The sequence below is a fragment of the Corynebacterium sp. KPL2825 genome, from assembly GCF_037908445.1.
In the GTDB taxonomy this organism is placed as follows: Bacteria; Actinomycetota; Actinomycetes; order Mycobacteriales; family Mycobacteriaceae; genus Corynebacterium; species Corynebacterium kefirresidentii.
Genome location: NZ_JBBMGI010000001.1, coordinates 69,530 through 86,304, shown reverse-complemented (window position 1 = coordinate 86,304; position 16,775 = coordinate 69,530). Strand labels below are relative to the sequence as shown.

The window sequence follows — 16,775 nt, the reverse complement described above, 5'->3', positions numbered from 1 at the left end:
GGTAAGGCGGCTAGGCTCTTGGGTTATGCGAACCCTCAAAGCCTGCGCGTGGAGCCTTGTCCTTGGCGCGCTATTTATCCCGGCGTTGGTGGTTTCGGTGCTGATGCTGCCGTGGGTTCCGCTGGTGGGACGCGCCGCGGAATTTGTCGGCCGGTTGGGTGCACGGTGGATGGGCGTGGAGATCCCTTCCCGGCGTGCGGGCCGGTGGTTTGATTGGCAGCAGTTTTATCACCTTATTTTGCAGCTATTGCTTTCAGCTGCCTGCTTTGCCGCGTGGACTGCCTTGGGTTTTACGGCGGGTGTGCTGGTCATTGCGCCATTCGTGCCAAAGACCGAATTCTCCTTTGGCGAGTGGTCTACCACCAACCGGCCGCTCATTTTCTTTACCTGCTGGCTCACCGCGCCGTTGCTGGTGGCTTTATTGGTGGGGCTCAACCGCCTATTGGTCTTGGCGTCGACCTCGTTGACTCGGCTGGCGTTGAGCCCCTCGGCCGAGGAGTTGGCGGCCTCGCGCGCCACGCTTATCGATGCCTTCTCCGGCGAGCGCCGCCGCATCGAGCGCGAACTGCACGATGGACCGCAGCAGTACCTGACCGCGCTCAAGCTCAACTTGGCGGCGGCGAAGTTGCAGGCCCCGTCCGAGGCGCTGCCTGCTTTGGCCGATGCGGAACATAATGCTTCTTTGGCCCTGGCTTCCCTGCGCGCAACGGTGCGCGGCATTGCCCCGCAGGTGCTTTTCGACGCCGGGCTTATCCCCGCCCTCGACGAGCTACTCGCCCACTCCGGGCTGGAGACTGAACTGCACGTGGACGGGCCGGAACGCTCCGTGGACGAGACCACTGCCCTGCTGGCCTATCATGCGGTGGCCGAGGCACTTACCAATGCCTCCAAGCACGGCGCGGCCACCGAAGCCACAGTAATGGTTACCTTTGAGGACATGTTGCGCTTGGACATCGTTGATAATGGCACCGGCCCCGACCGCCCCTCGGCCGAGGCAGCCGCTTCCGGCGCAGCGACAGACGCCACGACGGGGGCCGGTACCGGCATAGCCGGGCTACGCGAGCGCGCCGCCGCACTGGGCGGCACGCTAAAACTTGCCGCGGCACACGAGACTGCCGCGGGCGAACGCGGCGGCCGACTACTAGTCGAGCTGCCGCTGAAGGAGGCGGAATGAAACTATTACTCGCGGAAGATTCCGCGCTGCTGCGCGCCGGGCTCGAGCAGCTACTCAGCTCTTTGGGCCATAGAGTTACAGCCGCCACGGATGCCGAAGAACTGCGCGCAATCGCTGGGCGAGAAGCCTTCGACCTCATTATCAGCGATGTGCGCATGCCGCCCACCATGACTGACGACGGCCTGCGAGCCGTCCATGACCTGCGAGCGCTAAACCCTACCCAACCAGTGGTGGTGCTAAGCCAATACGTAGCGGCAAGCTACCTCGACCGCCTCTTGGAGCACGGGGGATTTGGCTATCTGCTCAAAGAGCGCGTCTCTGATGTAGAGGAATTCGTGCGCACGCTCGACGAGGTCGCCCGCGGCGGCACCGTGGTGGACCCAGAGGTGGTTACGGCACTGCTGTCTGCAAAGCGCACCGGCCTCGCCCAACTCACCTCACGCGAACGGGAAGTGCTGGGGCTTATGGCCCAAGGATTGAGCAATAAAGAAATTGAAGACACGCTCGTTCTTAGCGCTGGCGCGGTAAGCAAGCATGTCTCCAATGTTTTTACGAAGCTCGGGTTCCTGCCCGAGGATTCTAACCGACGGGTCAAGGCCGTGCTGGCGTGGCTGCGCCACACCGAGCGCTAATAACGCCGGCGACGCGAGCTACTTCTTGGAGCTGAGTCCACTCAAAGCATCGCTGGAGCTCAGGGAGCTGCCGCCTTCCGGATCCTGTGGCACCTCTGGGGTGTCGGGGTCGGTAGAGGCGTCGGCAGGCGCAGCGCCACGGTCCTTCTTCTTCAGCGAAACCTTGTCTACCAGGGTGTTATCGGCTTCGTTGAAGGTAGCGAAGGTGAGCTTGTCATCGGAGACATCCACGCGCATGTAGTCCTCGGTGTAGTCCTGGCGCCACATGGCGGTGGACTCATGGGCGAGCTTCGGATCGATGGTCTCCATGCGTGCGCCCTTGTGCTTCTGATTATTAACGTCAGTGAAGTCGTAGTACTTGCCGCCACCCGCGGTGGTGGTGGTCAGATACAAGGCCTCACCATCCTTGGGTTCGAGGACATCGCCGCGCTGCGGCTTCTTTTCTGGCAGGACTGGCTTGTTGTTTTTCATCAGGTGGCTGCGGGTGTAGATGTGGTCGTGGCCGGAGAGCACGGCATCCACGTTGAGCTCAGAGAGTACCGGGGTGAGCTTCTCGCGCAGGTTGGTGACGTCCTTATCAAAGTGGTGCGAGCCCTGTGAATACGGACCGTGGTGCATGCCAACTACGATCCAGTCATTATCCGCGCCACGAGATTCCACGGCCTCGCGCAGGAATTGCTCGTGGCGAGCAATATCGGCGTCGGAAGAAGCATTGGAGTCCAGGCCAATAAAGAGCACGTTATTGCGCTCGAAGTAGTGGTCGCGGATATCTTCGGCCTGGTGGGGGTTAGAGAAGTGCTCATCATGATGTTTCATGGTGAGGTTATAAGTCTCGTGGTTGCCCGGAACGGTATTGGTCGGGATGTGACGAATTTCCGGGGCGGAGAAGTAGGCATCGTACTGCGGCACTTGGGCGCCCCAGCCTTCTACTTGATCCCCTAGGGACCAGATCATGTTGGCATTGGGCACATGGGAAGCCGCGTGAGCGATGGTCTTGCGCCACTGCTCCGCTTGGTCATCTACCTTGAGGTCCACGCCGATTTGCGGGTCTGCAACGGTGAGGAAAGACCACTCATCGCCATTGGAGCCGGTGTTAAAGGTCTCTGGTTCGGACCAGCCGCCTTCCTCAGAGCCAACGCGGTAGGAGTACTCGGTATCCGGCTGCAGATCGGTGGCGGTGGCGAACTGGGATTTATAAAGCAGGGCGCCGTAATCGCGTTCCTCGGCGCGGAAAGTCTTGGTGCCTTCCGGGCCGGTAACCTCGAGGACTTCGTCGGCTTTGGACTTGGTGCGCCACGTAACCATTACCTGGGATTCATCCTCGCCCGGCTGCAGGATGGTGCGGTAGATGGGCGAATCAGCGGCCAGCGCCGGGGTGGCGGGCACGATGGTGGCGGCACCGCCCACGGCAAGGGCGGTAACGAAGGAGGCGACGAAGCGCGATGATCGAAGCATACAGTTTTCACCTTTTGGAGTCTTAGAAAAAGCAGTACGGCTCCCTAGGACACCATAAGAATGTGAACACCGTAATACGAGCGCGCGAAAAGCGCTTGAACCCTACCTGTGAGGGGCTAGGTTTAAAGGCTCTTGGTGGAATTGATAACGGCCGCGCGCCAGAGCGTGTACTCCTCTGGGTTATCTTCGCGGTAGTTCTTGACGGCGCGAATGCCCTGCTCCACGGACTCGATGACGGCGTCAATGGTTTTATCTTCGCCCTCGGCATCAACGAAGATGACCGGACCACAAATGGAGCGGATGGGGTCTTGCAAGAAAGCGGCATTGCCGGTGGCGGCGGCGTTGCGCGCCAAGGAGGCTACTGGGTTGGGCTCGGCGCCTTCAGCCTTGGCTTCGGGGTTGTAGAGCGCCGCATAGGTGGTGCCGTCTTCTTGGAATACTACGGAGACGCGGTCCTCAGTGGTGCCGCCCAAGAACTGGTTGGCGTGCTCCAGCTCGAATTCCAGCTTGCGGCGGGTGAGATCAGGGTTGACAAGGAAACCGACGGTCATGAGAGAAAGCTCCTTCACAAAGCCAAGAGGGCATGAACGCCTTTTAGGGTACCGGCCCCGCACCCCGCCTGCAGAGCGAGAAAGAAGAACTTTAGGTTAACTGCGGCTCTTCCACATCCAGCTGGGTATCGGTGCCAACTCCGAGGCCAGAGGGCTGGGCACCTTCATGAATAAGCTGCGCACCAATGGCCGCGATCATCACGCCATTGTCGGTACACAGCGAAAAGCGCGGCACGCGCAGCTCGACCCCAGCGGCGGCACAGCGCTCGCTAGCCAGCTTGCGCAGGCGGGAATTAGCGGCCACGCCGCCTCCCAGTAGCAGCACCCGGGCGCCCGTGTCCTCGCAGGCACGCACGGCCTTGGCGGTCAGGACATCGGCCACGGCTTCCTGGAAGCTGGCGCAGACATCTTCCACGCTGATGGTTTCCCCTGCCTTTTCGGCGCGCTCCACGTAGCGGGCCACGGAGGTCTTGAGCCCAGAGAAGGAAAAATCGTGGCGGTGCGGGCCGCGCAGATCCTCGGGGCGGGACATGCCGCGCGGAAAATCGATGGTGGCTTTACCGCGCGCGGCGAGCTTATCAATCACCGGGCCACCCGGGTAGCCGAGGCCAAGCAGGCGCGAGACTTTGTCGTAGGCCTCACCGGCGGCGTCATCAAGCGTGGAGCCCAACTCGCGCATAGGCTTGCCGACGGCCTCTACCTCCAACAGCTGTGTATGCCCACCCGAGACCAAAAGGGCCACCGAATGCGGCAGCTCTTCGCCTTCCAGGTTGGCCACGGCAACGTGGCCGCCTAGGTGGTTAACGCCGTAGAAAGGCACGCCCCAAGCCGCGGCATAGGCCTTGGCGGCCGAGGCACCCACCAGCAAAGCACCGGCTAGCCCTGGCCCCACGGTGGCGGCGATGGCATCTGGCTTAGCGATACCCGCCTCATTCAGCGCCGCCTGCATGACCTGCGGCATGGCCTCAAGGTGGGCACGGGAGGCGATCTCCGGGACGACGCCGCCGAAACGCGCGTGCTGCTCCATGGAGGAAGCGACAGCATTGGCGATGATTTCCATGTGGCCGTCCTCGCGAAGCTCGACAATGCCCACGCCGGTTTCGTCGCAGGAGGACTCGATGCCCATGATCTTCATGACTGCTCCTTAAGTTTCTTTAACGCTCGGACTGGCGCGGGCGCACCATCACGTGCGCATCTGCTCCGGAAGGTTGGTAATAATTCTTACGCATCCCCTGCTTGGCAAACGCATACCCCTCATAAAGGCCGATAGCAGGTTCGTTGCCTACCCGTACCTCGAGGAAGACCGGGGCGTCTTTAAGATCCGCAATATGACAAATATTGTCCATCATCATGCGAGCGATGCCGCGGCGCTGTGCGGCGGGATCGACGCCGATGGTGTGGATTTCAAATTCTGGATCAGCCGCTGGCCCCATCATGCCGATTCCCGCATAACCTAGCAGCACTGTGGATTCGTGCGCGGGGTCGAGCGCGCCTTCTACCCCGAAATAGAAGTTGAAGGGCTGGGCCATTTCCTGGTGGAAGACTCCGCTGGACCATGGGGTCTCTCCGGGGAAAAGGACCTTTTCCAGCTCGGCGCACCGGGGTGCGTCGGCCGGGGTCAACTCGCGCAGCTTCACAGTTCCACCTTGGGGATGGCGGCCGACAGCTGTTGCTGCTTCGGCGGAACCGCATCCGGGCGGCGTAGGTAGAGCGGCACAACGGGGGCCGGTTCCGCAGTGAGGTCAGCTACAGCCACTAGGGCTGCTGCGGTGGGATGGGCCGCGCGGTGCGGCAGCTCGGTCAGCTCCTCCGGTAGCTGAGCGGCGAGGCGCTCGGGGATGATGACCTCGGCAGTACCGGTGAGTCCCACCTCAACTTCTGCCGGCTTAGTTACCTCAGGACCAGAGATGCGCTGCACACCAGAATCGGTGGCGCGGTAGGTGGCCCAATAGATCTCTTTGCGGCGTGCGTCGGTAGCCACCAAGGCGGTGGCCTCGCCGTCCGCGTCTGCGGGGCTCGCGGGGAGGCCGGCAGCATGGGCGATTGCATCGTGGGTGCATACGCCGTGGAGGGGGATGGACAGGGCGTCGGCAAGCGCGGAGGCAGTCGCCATCCCCACGCGCAACCCGGTAAACGGGCCTGGGCCCACGCCGGTGACCACCGCATCTAGGTCGGAATACTCCATGCCTGCCTCTGCGAGGGCGTCAGTGATCGTAGGTATGAGCAGCTCATTATGAGCGCGGGTATCTTCCAATACGCGCTCGGTGGTCTGCCCAGTGGCGGTATCTACTACCCCGGTGACCAAGGCGGTAGTTGCCGTGTCGATCGCGAGGACGCGCATTAGCCAACCAGCTTCCAGGTTCCATCCTGACGCTGGAACGCCAAAGGCTGAGCGCCCTGGACCATCGGTACTCCGCCATCCAGGCTCTGGCCCTGCTGCTCCATGGCCTTGATTTGGGTATTGATCATTTCACAGACTTCGACCTTTTCCGGGTCCAGCTCTTCGATGAAGGGCTCAGTGCTCTGGGAGATGGCAACCGCATAGCTCTTGCCCTCTGGGACCTTGCCATCTTCAAAAGTGATGTCCTTGGTATCGATCTGTGCCTCTTTGACCTTATCTTCCTTCATGCCCGGGCAGATGAAGCCAATAGCGGCATAGTCCTTGCCGTAGACATCGGAAGGAATAAGGCTCATCGCCTCCAGGTTTTTCGGCGTCTTAGACAGCGTGGAGCTGAGGTTTCCCTCCAATGGATTGTCCTCGCGCAGGGTAGACGAGGCGAGGAGAACCATCATGACAACAATAAAGATGGCGATAATGGCGGCGGTAAGGTTGCGAGCGAATTTAGTCATGGGGTGAGTAAGGCTCCTTGAAAAGTTTTTAAGTTTCAGGCGGTGGGCGGTTTATCTGGCAACCGATGCTACCTGGTTAACCGCAACACAAAACCCACAGGGTAGTGCCTGCCAGTGTAGGCGGGCGACCCTGTGGGTGAGTAATTAACGCGATGTATTGGCGCTATAGCAACAACAGGAGCAATACCTGCGCGGCAATAATCTTGCCGATCATCGTGGTGGGATAAACCGTGGCCCATCCACGAGCTGCCAGCTCGGTGCCGGTTTGGTCACGAATATAGGCAAAGACCGCAGGGTTGGTGGTCATACCAGCCGCACAGCCCATGGCCTCGTCCCACTTCAGCTTCAGCACTAGCATGCCGATGACACCGATAAGAATGGCGGAGATCAAGGTGATGATAAGGCCCACGCCCATGATGGTCAGGGAGGACGGATCAGTTAGGGCATCGCGGAAGGAGGCGCCGGCCGAGGTGCCCACGCCAGCGAGGAAGAGGGTCAGTCCCATATTAGAAATGGTTTCGCGCGTGTGAAACGGCATCTGCCAGTTAAGCGGACCCGTCCGGTTGAGGTAGCCCAGCAGCAGGCCGACGACCACGGGGCCGCCGCCGAAGCCTAGCTGCAAGGTGGAGCCGCCCGGCATCGGAATCGGAATGAGGCCGAGCAACATACCCAGCGTCAGGCCGATAGCCATGGATAGCAGGTCCGCGTTACCCAAAGCAGCTTCAGAGTCACCGAGGTACTTGCGCACGTACGGCAGGCGGCTCGGGCTGGTTACTACGCGAACGCGGTCAGAATAGTTAAGCACCGTATCCGGGTGCGGGACGAGGTCTTTATCGCCCTTGCGGACACGAGCGATGATAAAGCCGTGGTCAAGAGCTTTGATCTCGCGGATCGACTTACCGGCAATATCCGGGTTGGACACGGTAACGCGGGTGTACTTTAAACCTGCATCCTCGGTCAGCTCCACCGGGTGTTCCTCACCCAAGACCTCGATGGCCTTATCGACGGCTTCTTCAGAGCCGTTAAGCAGATAAGCCTCACCCTCACACAGCGGCATTTCTGGAACAGCCAGGCGGTGGCGCTCTTCGTCAGAAATGATACGAGTAGCAACGACGGTCTGACCGGTTACGCGATAGATATGACCAGCGGTGTCATTAAAATTCTTGGTCAAGCGCACACCCTTGGCCACAAGCTCGGCGGGAATCATGCCCTCTGCGCGGGCATCTTCTTCATGGTTGACCTTGACCACCTTAGCGCCGATGGCGGCAACGAGAATAGCGCCGATAACCGCACCCGGGTAGGCCAGGGAGTAACCGACAACCGGGGTGGAATCGCCCACCATTTCCACCACGGCGGCCATACCCGGTGTGGAAGAAAGCGAACCGGCAAACATACCGGTAGCTTCTGGCGTGCTCAGGCCAAAGGCGCGGATGAGGCCAAAGCCTACGGCAACCAGGATTACCAACATTCCCAGCATGAATACCGTGAGCTTCCAGCCACGGGTCTTAAACTCGCGGACGAAGGAGGGCCCGAAGCTGAGGCCAATGGCATAAACGAAAATCGCCAAGCCAAATTGATAGACCAAAGGCGGAATTTGGATATCAGGATTGGCAGTAGAAAGACCCAGCGCCACAAACATCGCAGCCGCGGCACCGAGGGAGATGCCGAAGATCTTAATCTTGCCAATCGCTAGACCCACCGCCATGATGACGAAGAGAGATAGCAAAGGACTAGAGGCGAGAAAATTCAACACCTCAATAGAATTACGCACTGGTTATACCCGGGGCAAATTCTCCGCGTAGGAGATTCATCACTTATCCGCACTTTAGGCGGACATTTGTGCTAATGACCGCCCCGCAACGACCACGTAAAGCGGCGAACATCCTCGTCTGCGCCCGCGTATTCCGCCGGCTCGCGGTCGATGCTAATAAACAGGTAGTGCTCCGCAATCTGCTCTACCAGTCCCCCGCCCCATTCGGCGATGACCACGGCGTCTTCTAGCTCCGTGTCCAAGTCCAAAGCATCGAGCTCCCCTAGCGGATCCCCGGAATTAGCGCCGCCTTCATCGAGCAAACGGTAGGCATCAACGTGAACGAGGTCCGGCCCACCTACGGTTGAGCGGTGCACCCGGGCAATCACGAAGGTCGGCGAGGTTACCCGCCCCTTGACCTGCATGCCCTTGGCGACGCCCTGCGTTAGCGTCGTCTTTCCAGCCCCCAATGGCCCATCCAGGATCACCACATCGCCAGCCTCGAGCGCCGCACCCAGCTCTGCGCCGAAGGCATAGGTTTCTTCCACCGTGGATAGGTCACGGCTGCCGGATTCCGGAAAGCTACTGCGCATCTTCTTCTCCTATGTATTCGCGTTCGGTGCGGCCATCGGGCAAGCAGACCACCTCGTAGTTGATGGTTCCTGCCGCCGCGGCGAGATCCGTAGCCGATACTCCCCCGTTGCCGAAAATCACGGCATCTTGACCCGTGTCCACACCATGGGGGTTGTCGCCCAGGTCCACCACAATCTGATCCATACAGATTCGGCCTACCTGTGGATACAGGTGCCCGCCGATGCCTACATGCAAATCGCCTTGATAACCACGCGGTAGACCATCGGCGTATCCGCAATCCACGGTGGCCAAAAATCCCGGCTCATCCGCCTTCCAGGTCAGTCCATAGCAGGTGCCTTCCCCTGGCTGAATCGGCTTTACGTTAAAAATCTGCCCGGACCAGGTCATGGCTGGGCGCAGACCATGCTCGCGGCCGTCAATAGGCTCCAAACCATAGCAGGCGGCGCCTACACGTACCTGCTCAAAATAGGAGGAAGGACGCGTCAGCACAGCTGGTGAATTGGCCAGGTGATTGACTGGACACTCCAGCCCAATCTCGCGCGCGAGCCGCAGGGCCTTGCGGAACGCCTCCTCTTGGGCGTCGTTGTGTGGATTATCCGGCTCATCAGCACAGGCAAAGTGCGACATAAGGCCGAGAACCTTGATATGTGGGGCGTCGCGCAGCACCTTGAAAGTGTCCGCCCAATCCTCTTCATCCACGCCGGAACGGTGCATGCCGGTTTCTACCTTGACATATACCTCAGCAGGAAAATCGGCTTTAACCAGCTTATGTGCCTGTTCAAGAGAGTTAACTGCTACTTCAATGCCGCAGGCAAGTGCCTCTTCGAGGATTTCGTCCGTCTGCCAAATCCACGCCACGATGGGTGTCTCCACACCCGCGCGGCGCAAGTCCACCGCCTCCCGCAGAGTGGCCACTCCAAAGCTATCCGCACCTGCGCGCGCCATTACCGGCACGACTTTGGCCGCGCCGTGGCCATAGGCATCGGCCTTGACCACGCACATGAGCTTGACCTCAGGCCCTACCTTTTCTTTGATGAGGCGGACGTTGTGCGCGATGGCGGAGAGATCAATGGTGGTTTTCAGCATGTCCACCATTGTGCCACTGCTCACCCTTTTGCTGAATTCGGGCGGGTGGTGGCGCATTCACTCGCGATAGCTCCACCTTGGAGTCGGCTCATCCAATGTCCTCTATGGAAACTTGCCTCGTAAGTTCTATCCGCGAGCAGAAATCTTCATCATGGCTCACCACTAGTAATGCGCCTCGATAGTTTTTCAATACCGAGACCAGCCAATCAACAGTTGAAATATCAATGTTGTTGGTCGGCTCATCGAGCATTAGCAATTGCGGCGCCGGATCCGCCAAGAGCACTCTGGCGAATTCCGCCCTAAATCTTTCGCCTCCCGAAAGGGTCCCTGTCAACGCATGAACCGAGTCAGATTGAAACAACAACTGAGCAAGCTGATCGCGGATAAACTGCGGTTCCTCTTGTGGATTCGCGTTAGTAACCACGTCCCACACGCTGAGAGAAGGATCTAACACAATTCGCTGACGTAAGTACCCTAAGTTGTCGATAACGTAGCCCTCTTCACCGGAGTTAATTCGGTCTAAGAGCGTGGTCTTGCCACTTCCATTTGGTCCTGACAGGCGCACGCGTTCGGGGCCAACAATCGATAGCCCGGGCACCGAAATAACTCGCTTTCCTTCAGGCAGTTCAGTTTGTGGCAGCTCGATATACACCGAGTCATTATCACGTATATTTCGCTCTGCTCGAGCTATAGAGCGTTGAGCTGTTTCAACTGCGTCTGAATGCAGCTGTGCTCTGCGCGATGCCGTCTTTTCGGCTCGCTGTTTATCAAGCTTCATCGTCATACCAGGTTTGCGCTTCGCCTCTGCGAACTTCTTTCCTCGGCGCGCATCACGCGCAATCCGTGTTTGCATTGCTTGTTGTTCGCGGAGTTGTTGCTTATAAGTCGCTTTGGCGGTGGACACTGCCTTTTGCGCAGCTTCCTGTTCTGCATCAATTGTGGCAAGGTAATCGGAATAATTGCCCTGGAAGAAGCGTAGGTTCCCATCCCTTAGCTCCGCTACCTCGGAAACTACATCTAACAGGTCTTTGTCATGGCTTACCACTAACACCGGCGCCGCGGCATTTACCAACATATCTTTCAGATGTTTCTTTGCAGCTCCGTCGAGGTTATTGGTCGGTTCATCGAGGATAATGAAATCTGGCTCGGACAAGAACACCGCCACCAAAGCGACGCGGACCGCTTCCCCTCCAGAGAGGCTTTCGATAGGGCGGTCCAACGGGATATCCAATCCAGCGGCGGAAAGGGCAGCGCTAATGCGCTCACCAACGTCCCATTGCTCCTCAATTAACTCATAGAGTTCTGGGTCATACTCACCAGATTCGACTACGGAAATCGCCGCGAGCACTTGGGTGACGCCGAAGATGTCTGCTACTATGTCATCTCTATTCCAAGCAAGGTCTTGTGGCAGGTAAGCTACCGATTCCGGCTTTTCCACCGTTCCGGCCGTAGGCAAGATATTTCCAAGGATGACGTTTAATAGAGTTGTCTTCCCTGCACCATTATCCCCAATTAGTGCAGTTAAAGGGCCAGAAAAGGCACCGTTTAGGCCACTGAAGCAGGTCGTTCCATCGGGCCATATAAGGGAAAGATCATTTAATAAAATAGGCATGCTTAAATCCGTTCTTCCTTTAGTGTTTTAGGCGAAAACACGACGGATGAGCACTGCCTACTCCTTTCACCGACAACGATTGCTCCCTAAAGCATAACAGTTTCAAGCTGCAAAGAAATGCCAAAGCCCCCTTTCCTACCACGCAAGAAACGCGGCAGGTAAGGGGGCCTAACGGCGGACGCTTGGAGTGGATTACTCCACGGTCACGGACTTGGCCAGGTTGCGAGGCTGGTCCACGTCGTAGCCCTTGGACTTGGCTACGTGGGCAGCGAAGATCTGCAGCGGCACGGTAGCCAGCAGCGGCTGCATGAGGGTCGGCGCCTTCGGGATGCGGATGACGTGGTTAGCGTAATCCTCCACGGCGGTATCGCCTTCTTCCGCGATCACGATGGTGATAGCACCGCGGGCACGGATCTCCTGAATATTGGAGACGACTTTGGAGTGCAGGGAGTCGCGGCCACGTGGAGATGGCACGATAACGAAGACCGGCTGGCCTTCTTCAATAAGCGCAATTGGGCCGTGCTTGAGCTCGCCTGCGGCAAAGCCCTCGGCGTGCAGATAAGCGATCTCCTTGAGCTTCAGCGCACCCTCGAGAGCCACCGGGAAGCCCACGTGGCGGCCCAAGAAGAGCACGGATTCCGCGTCCTTCATGGAATTGGCCAGGTTGGCCACCTGGTCTTCCTCGTCGATGACGCTTTGGACCTTATCCGGCATGTGGCGCAGCTCAGCGAGAACGCCCTGGATCTCATCGGCGAACATATTGCCACGCAGCTGAGCCAGGTAAAGGCCAAGCAGGTAGGTGGCGGTAATCTGCGCGAGGAAGGCCTTGGTAGAGGCCACGGCGATTTCCGGGCCGGCGTGGGTGTAGAGCGCGGCATCGGATTCGCGCGGGATGGACGAGCCCTGGGTATTGCAGATGGCAATGACCTTGGCGCCCTGCTGGCGGGCGTGGCGCACGGCCATCAAGGTATCCATGGTCTCGCCGGACTGGGACAGCGCAACAACGAGAGTCTTCTCGTTCACGATCGGATCGCGGTAGCGGAACTCGTGAGCGAGCTCGACCTCGGTAGGAATGCGGCACCAGTGTTCGATGGCGTAGCGTGCCACATGGCCAGCGTAGGCGGCGGTACCGCAGGCAATGACGATGATCTTGTCGATGGACTTCAGCACGGTCTCATCGATGCGCAGATCATCGAGGGTCAGTTGGCCTTGCTCATCGAAGCGACCCAGCAGGGTATCGCGCACGGCGGAAGGCTGGTCGTGGATTTCCTTTTCCATAAAGGAATCAAAGCCGCCCTTTTCCGCAGCGGCGGCATCCCACTTGATTTCAAAAGGCTTGCCCTGTGCAGGGTTGCCCTCATAATCGGTAATTTCCACCTCGTCCGCGGTGATGGTCACAACCTGGTCGTTGTCCATCTCCACGGCAGACTTGGTGTAATCAATAAAGCCGGATACATCGGAGCCGAGGAAGTTCTCGCCCTCGCCCAAGCCGATAACCAGCGGGGAGTCGCGGCGAGCGGCAACGATGCGATCGGCCTGTTCGGCGTGGATGGCCAGCAGGGTAAACGCGCCCTCCAGGCGAGCGCAGGTTAGCTGCATAGCCTTGGTCAGGTCGCCGGCTGCCTCATTGTGGAAGACATCTCCCAGCAAGGTGGCAGCGACCTCGGTATCGGTCTCGGAAACGAAGTTATAGCCCTTGTGCAAAAGCTCGGACTTGAGCTCCGCAAAGTTCTCGATGATGCCGTTGTGTACCACTGCCAGCTTGCCGCCATCGACCACGTGCGGGTGCGCATTCAGGTCGGTGGGGCCACCATGGGTAGCCCAGCGGGTATGGCCGATGCCCAGCACGGAGTCAGGCAACGGGCGGGCTGCAATCTCAGCATCCAGCGCAGCGACCTTACCGGCCTTCTTGCGCCAGCTGATATCTCCATCGGCGTACATTGCTACGCCAGCGGAGTCATAGCCGCGGTATTCCAAACGGCGCAGCCCTTCCAGAACTACGTCGAGGGCGAAGTAATCACGGCCACCACCAGCGTGACCAATATATCCAACAATTCCACACATGGTTGCTGATTTTACAGCACAAGGGGCAAAGCTCTAGGCGGGCGGGGCGTCGGCAAGCAAGGCACGGCACCCCACCCGCTACTGTGCTGGGAAAACTAGCGCGATGCCTGTTCCAAAAGCTCCAAAATGTGGTGGTAATCCTCGCCGGTGGCACGGGTAAGGCCAAGCTCGCAAGTGCGGTTGGTCGAGGCGTGATACTGCGCTCCGATTTCCTTGACTTGCGCTGCCTCGGCGCGGGTGGCGGCAGCGGTAAGCTCCGAGTGCAGCATGCCGCGGTCACCGGCATAGCCACAGCAATTCCACTCGGTGGGAATGTGTACCTCGGTCGCGGCGGCGCGGGCCACCTTTTCTACATCGTCCATCATGCCCAGCTGGAAGGCAGAGCAGGTGGGGTGCACAGTCATGGAAGCCACTGGATTCTTTACTTCCAGCTGCGGCAGCAAGGTATCGGCCGTAAAGCTAATGGCGTCAATAACGGTGATACCCACCGACTCCAACATATCTTTAAAGCCAGCGGTGCAGCTGCTGGCGTCCACGATAACCGGAAGGCGCGCACCATCAGTAGCGTCCATGACGATATCGCGCACGCGCTGCTCCATTACATCGTGGCCGGCCTGCATGCCCTTGGAAGACCATGGTGTACCACAGCAAAGCTTGTCGATGCCCTGCGGAACCTCCAGCGCGACCCCGGCGCGCTCCAAGAGCGCCACAAAGGAATCGGTAGCACCCTTGCCGCCGCCTTGCGGGCCGAACATGGTGTTCACGCAGGCGGGCAGATAGATTCCGGTGGTCTGGGCATAGCGATCACCTACGCGGCCGGCCAAGCGGCCGCGGGACTTGCCGCCCTTGCCCAACTCTGGCTGGTACTGCGGGAGATTATCGGCACCGATGAGACTGCGGCCCACATCGGTAACCTTTTTGACTAGCTCGGTGGGCAATAGGTGCGCGCCGGTAAGCGCTACCCCGGCGCCTTGGCTGACTACCTGCCAGTTCTTGGCGGCAGCACCCCACAGCTTTTGCTGCGCTGGCTGGGCTTCCTCGCGGCGCAAGCGCTTGATGAACTTGCCGGTATCGATGCCTACTGGGCAGGCAGTGCGGCACATCGAATCCACGGCGCAGGTCTCGACGCCCATGTACTCGTAGGCCCGATCTAGCTCAGCGACGAGTTGGCTATCGCCAGCTTCTTCCGCGCGCTTGCGGGCGCGGCGCACCACAATGCGTTGGCGTGGGGTAAGCGTGAGGTCGCGCGACGGGCAGACCGGCTCGCAGTAGCCGCACTCCACGCAGCGGTCTACTTCCTCTTCCACGGTGGGATTGAGCTTGATGTTTTTGATGTGTGCATCGGGGTCATCGTCCAAGATGACGCCGGGGTTCATCGTGTTGGTGGGATCGCAGGCCCGCTTGAGTTCCTGCATTACCTCATAGAGCTCATCGCCGTACTGGCGGCGCACATACGGCGCCATGGCGCGGCCGGTGCCGTGTTCCGCCTTGAGATTGCCCTCGGCCGAGAGGACCAAGTCCACCATGCCCTCGTTGAAACCGTTATAGCGACCGATGGCATCATCGCCTTCAAAGCGGTCCGTAAGCAGGAAGTGGATATTGCCGTCCTTGGCGTGGCCGAAAATGACGGCATCATCATATCCATAGCGGGCAAAGAGTTCCTGCAGCGAAGAACAAGTATCTGCCAGATCGCCGACGGGCACGACGATGTCTTCCAAAAGGGCCGTCGTGCCAGACGGGCGCGCCTCTGCTACCTGGGCGTACAGACCCTTGCGGAAATTCCAAGCGGAAGTGCGCGTTGTGGCATCAGCCGAGAAGGCTGCCGGGGACTGCAGCGGCAATTCGCGCAAGAGCTGCGATCCCTTGCTTTCTTTCTCCTGCAATTCCTCTTGGGCATCAGCGTGATACTCAATGAGCAACGCGGCCTGCTTATCCACATCGAAACCGGTAATGGCCTGCGGCACCTTATCAAAGCCTTGACCGACGCGAATAGAGGCAGAGTCCATCAGCTCCAGGGTGGCCGCTCCGGTCTCCAAAAGTGCCGGCAGGGACTTGGTGGCAGCGCTGAGATCATCAAATACGGCCACCGTGGTGGTGGTCAGCTTAGAAATCGGCACCGTGCGGAAAACCGCTTCCGCAATGAAGGCCAGGGTTCCTTCCGAACCGATAAGCAGGTGCTCAAAAAGCTTGACCGGGCTATCAAAGTCGAGGAAGGAATTGAGACCATAGCCCATCGTGTTTTTCAGCTGGAAGTGACGGCGGATAATATCCACGGATTCCTGGTTATCGCGCACACGGCGCTGCAGGCGGATAAGCGTGTCCACCAGCTCCGGTTCCTGCTCCTGGAACTGCCGGTCTGCATCCGGATCGGCGGTGTTAATTACGGTGCCGGTAGGCAGCACAAAGGTCAGCGATTCCAGAGTGTTATACGTATTGAGCTCAGTGCCGCAGGCCATGCCGGAGGAGTTATTAGCCACCACGCCGCCGATGGTGCAGGCAGACTCGCTGGCCGGATCCGGCCCCAGTTTGCGGTTGCGCAGGCCTAGGCGGGCGTTGACCTGACGCACCGTCGCGCCGGGCTGGACGCACACGCGCTTGCCCTCATCAAGAACTTCTATACCGCGGAAGTGCTTGCGCACATCCACCAGGTATCCATCGCCGGAAGCCTGACCTGCCAGAGAGGTGCCACCGGAGCGCAGAGTTACCGGAACATTCTGCTGCCGGCCCGCACGGAAGATGGCCGCCACATGCTCGGCGGAGCGAGCCTCGATGACTGCCTTGGGGGTGTACAGGTAGTGCGAGGCATCGGAGGCATGTGCCACGCGGTCAATGACCTCGGTCTTTACCTCCATCCCATAGCGAGTAGAAAGTTCTTGCACATCAACGACGCCGGTAGTCATGTACCGCAGCCTGCCTTCCCAGAAAAAGAGTACGTAGTTGTTCACACATTGCACTCCCCTGCGCTTAGCGTCGCAAGTTAGGAGGGGCTTAGGAAAGCTCGCCGCCA

The 16,775-nt window shown here is 59.4% G+C and carries 14 protein-coding genes; 2 read left to right on the top strand and 12 right to left on the bottom strand.

Annotated features, from left to right (window positions below; all coding sequences use genetic code 11):
* Positions 1-25 precede the first annotated feature (25 nt).
* On the top strand, positions 26-1,174 hold the full coding sequence (locus WMQ00_RS00475) for a sensor histidine kinase (protein WP_316327675.1): 1,149 nt from the start codon (positions 26-28) through the stop codon (positions 1,172-1,174).
* Entirely contained in the window at positions 1,171-1,806 is a 636-nt protein-coding gene (locus WMQ00_RS00470; protein ID WP_239205795.1) for a response regulator transcription factor, read from the top strand. Before WMQ00_RS00475 ends, WMQ00_RS00470 begins: the two co-directional genes overlap by 4 nt.
* A gap of 18 nt (positions 1,807-1,824) precedes the next feature.
* Here the strand turns inward: WMQ00_RS00470 and WMQ00_RS00465 are convergent, their stop codons facing one another.
* The 12 genes from WMQ00_RS00465 to WMQ00_RS00410 all read right to left on the bottom strand — a co-directional run bounded on the left by WMQ00_RS00465 (position 1,825) and on the right by WMQ00_RS00410 (position 16,668).
* Positions 1,825-3,261, bottom strand: a complete 1,437-nt coding sequence (locus WMQ00_RS00465) for a purple acid phosphatase family protein (protein WP_301716531.1) — start codon at positions 3,259-3,261, stop codon at positions 1,825-1,827.
* Positions 3,262-3,383: 122 nt separating this feature from the next.
* Positions 3,384-3,812 (bottom strand): hypothetical protein, encoded by a 429-nt coding sequence (locus WMQ00_RS00460; protein WP_023020619.1) that lies wholly within the window; start codon positions 3,810-3,812, stop codon positions 3,384-3,386.
* A 91-nt stretch (positions 3,813-3,903) separates the two neighbouring features.
* Positions 3,904-4,947: a tRNA (adenosine(37)-N6)-threonylcarbamoyltransferase complex transferase subunit TsaD gene (gene tsaD, locus WMQ00_RS00455; protein ID WP_248099807.1), complete on the bottom strand. Its 1,044-nt coding sequence runs from the start codon at positions 4,945-4,947 to the stop codon at positions 3,904-3,906.
* 19 nt (positions 4,948-4,966) lie between these two features.
* Positions 4,967-5,449 (bottom strand): GNAT family N-acetyltransferase, encoded by a 483-nt coding sequence (locus tag WMQ00_RS00450; protein ID WP_248099809.1) that lies wholly within the window; start codon positions 5,447-5,449, stop codon positions 4,967-4,969.
* Positions 5,446-6,153, bottom strand: a complete 708-nt coding sequence (gene tsaB / locus WMQ00_RS00445; RefSeq protein WP_239208227.1) for a tRNA (adenosine(37)-N6)-threonylcarbamoyltransferase complex dimerization subunit type 1 TsaB — start codon at positions 6,151-6,153, stop codon at positions 5,446-5,448. Before tsaB ends, WMQ00_RS00450 begins: the two co-directional genes overlap by 4 nt.
* Positions 6,153-6,662: a hypothetical protein gene (locus WMQ00_RS00440; RefSeq protein ID WP_239208226.1), complete on the bottom strand. Its 510-nt coding sequence runs from the start codon at positions 6,660-6,662 to the stop codon at positions 6,153-6,155. The genes tsaB and WMQ00_RS00440 overlap by 1 nt, the downstream gene beginning before the upstream one ends.
* Positions 6,663-6,825: 163 nt before the next feature.
* A complete protein-coding gene (locus WMQ00_RS00435; RefSeq protein WP_239208262.1) occupies positions 6,826-8,415 on the bottom strand; it encodes an aspartate:alanine exchanger family transporter in 1,590 nt (529 codons plus the stop codon).
* 89 nt (positions 8,416-8,504) lie between these two features.
* A complete protein-coding gene (gene tsaE, locus WMQ00_RS00430) occupies positions 8,505-9,005 on the bottom strand; it encodes a tRNA (adenosine(37)-N6)-threonylcarbamoyltransferase complex ATPase subunit type 1 TsaE (RefSeq protein WP_200288256.1) in 501 nt (166 codons plus the stop codon).
* A complete protein-coding gene (alr, locus tag WMQ00_RS00425; protein WP_200289066.1) occupies positions 8,995-10,098 on the bottom strand; it encodes an alanine racemase in 1,104 nt (367 codons plus the stop codon). Before alr ends, tsaE begins: the two co-directional genes overlap by 11 nt.
* 82 nt (positions 10,099-10,180) lie before the next feature.
* Complete coding sequence (locus tag WMQ00_RS00420) at positions 10,181-11,704, bottom strand: ABC-F family ATP-binding cassette domain-containing protein (RefSeq protein ID WP_301732289.1); 1,524 nt, start codon at positions 11,702-11,704, stop codon at positions 10,181-10,183.
* Positions 11,705-11,896: 192 nt separating this feature from the next.
* Entirely contained in the window at positions 11,897-13,768 is a 1,872-nt protein-coding gene (gene glmS, locus WMQ00_RS00415) for a glutamine--fructose-6-phosphate transaminase (isomerizing) (protein WP_023020611.1), read from the bottom strand.
* Positions 13,769-13,863: 95 nt separating this feature from the next.
* Entirely contained in the window at positions 13,864-16,668 is a 2,805-nt protein-coding gene (locus tag WMQ00_RS00410) for an FAD-binding and (Fe-S)-binding domain-containing protein (protein WP_200289067.1), read from the bottom strand.
* Positions 16,669-16,775 lie beyond the last annotated feature (107 nt).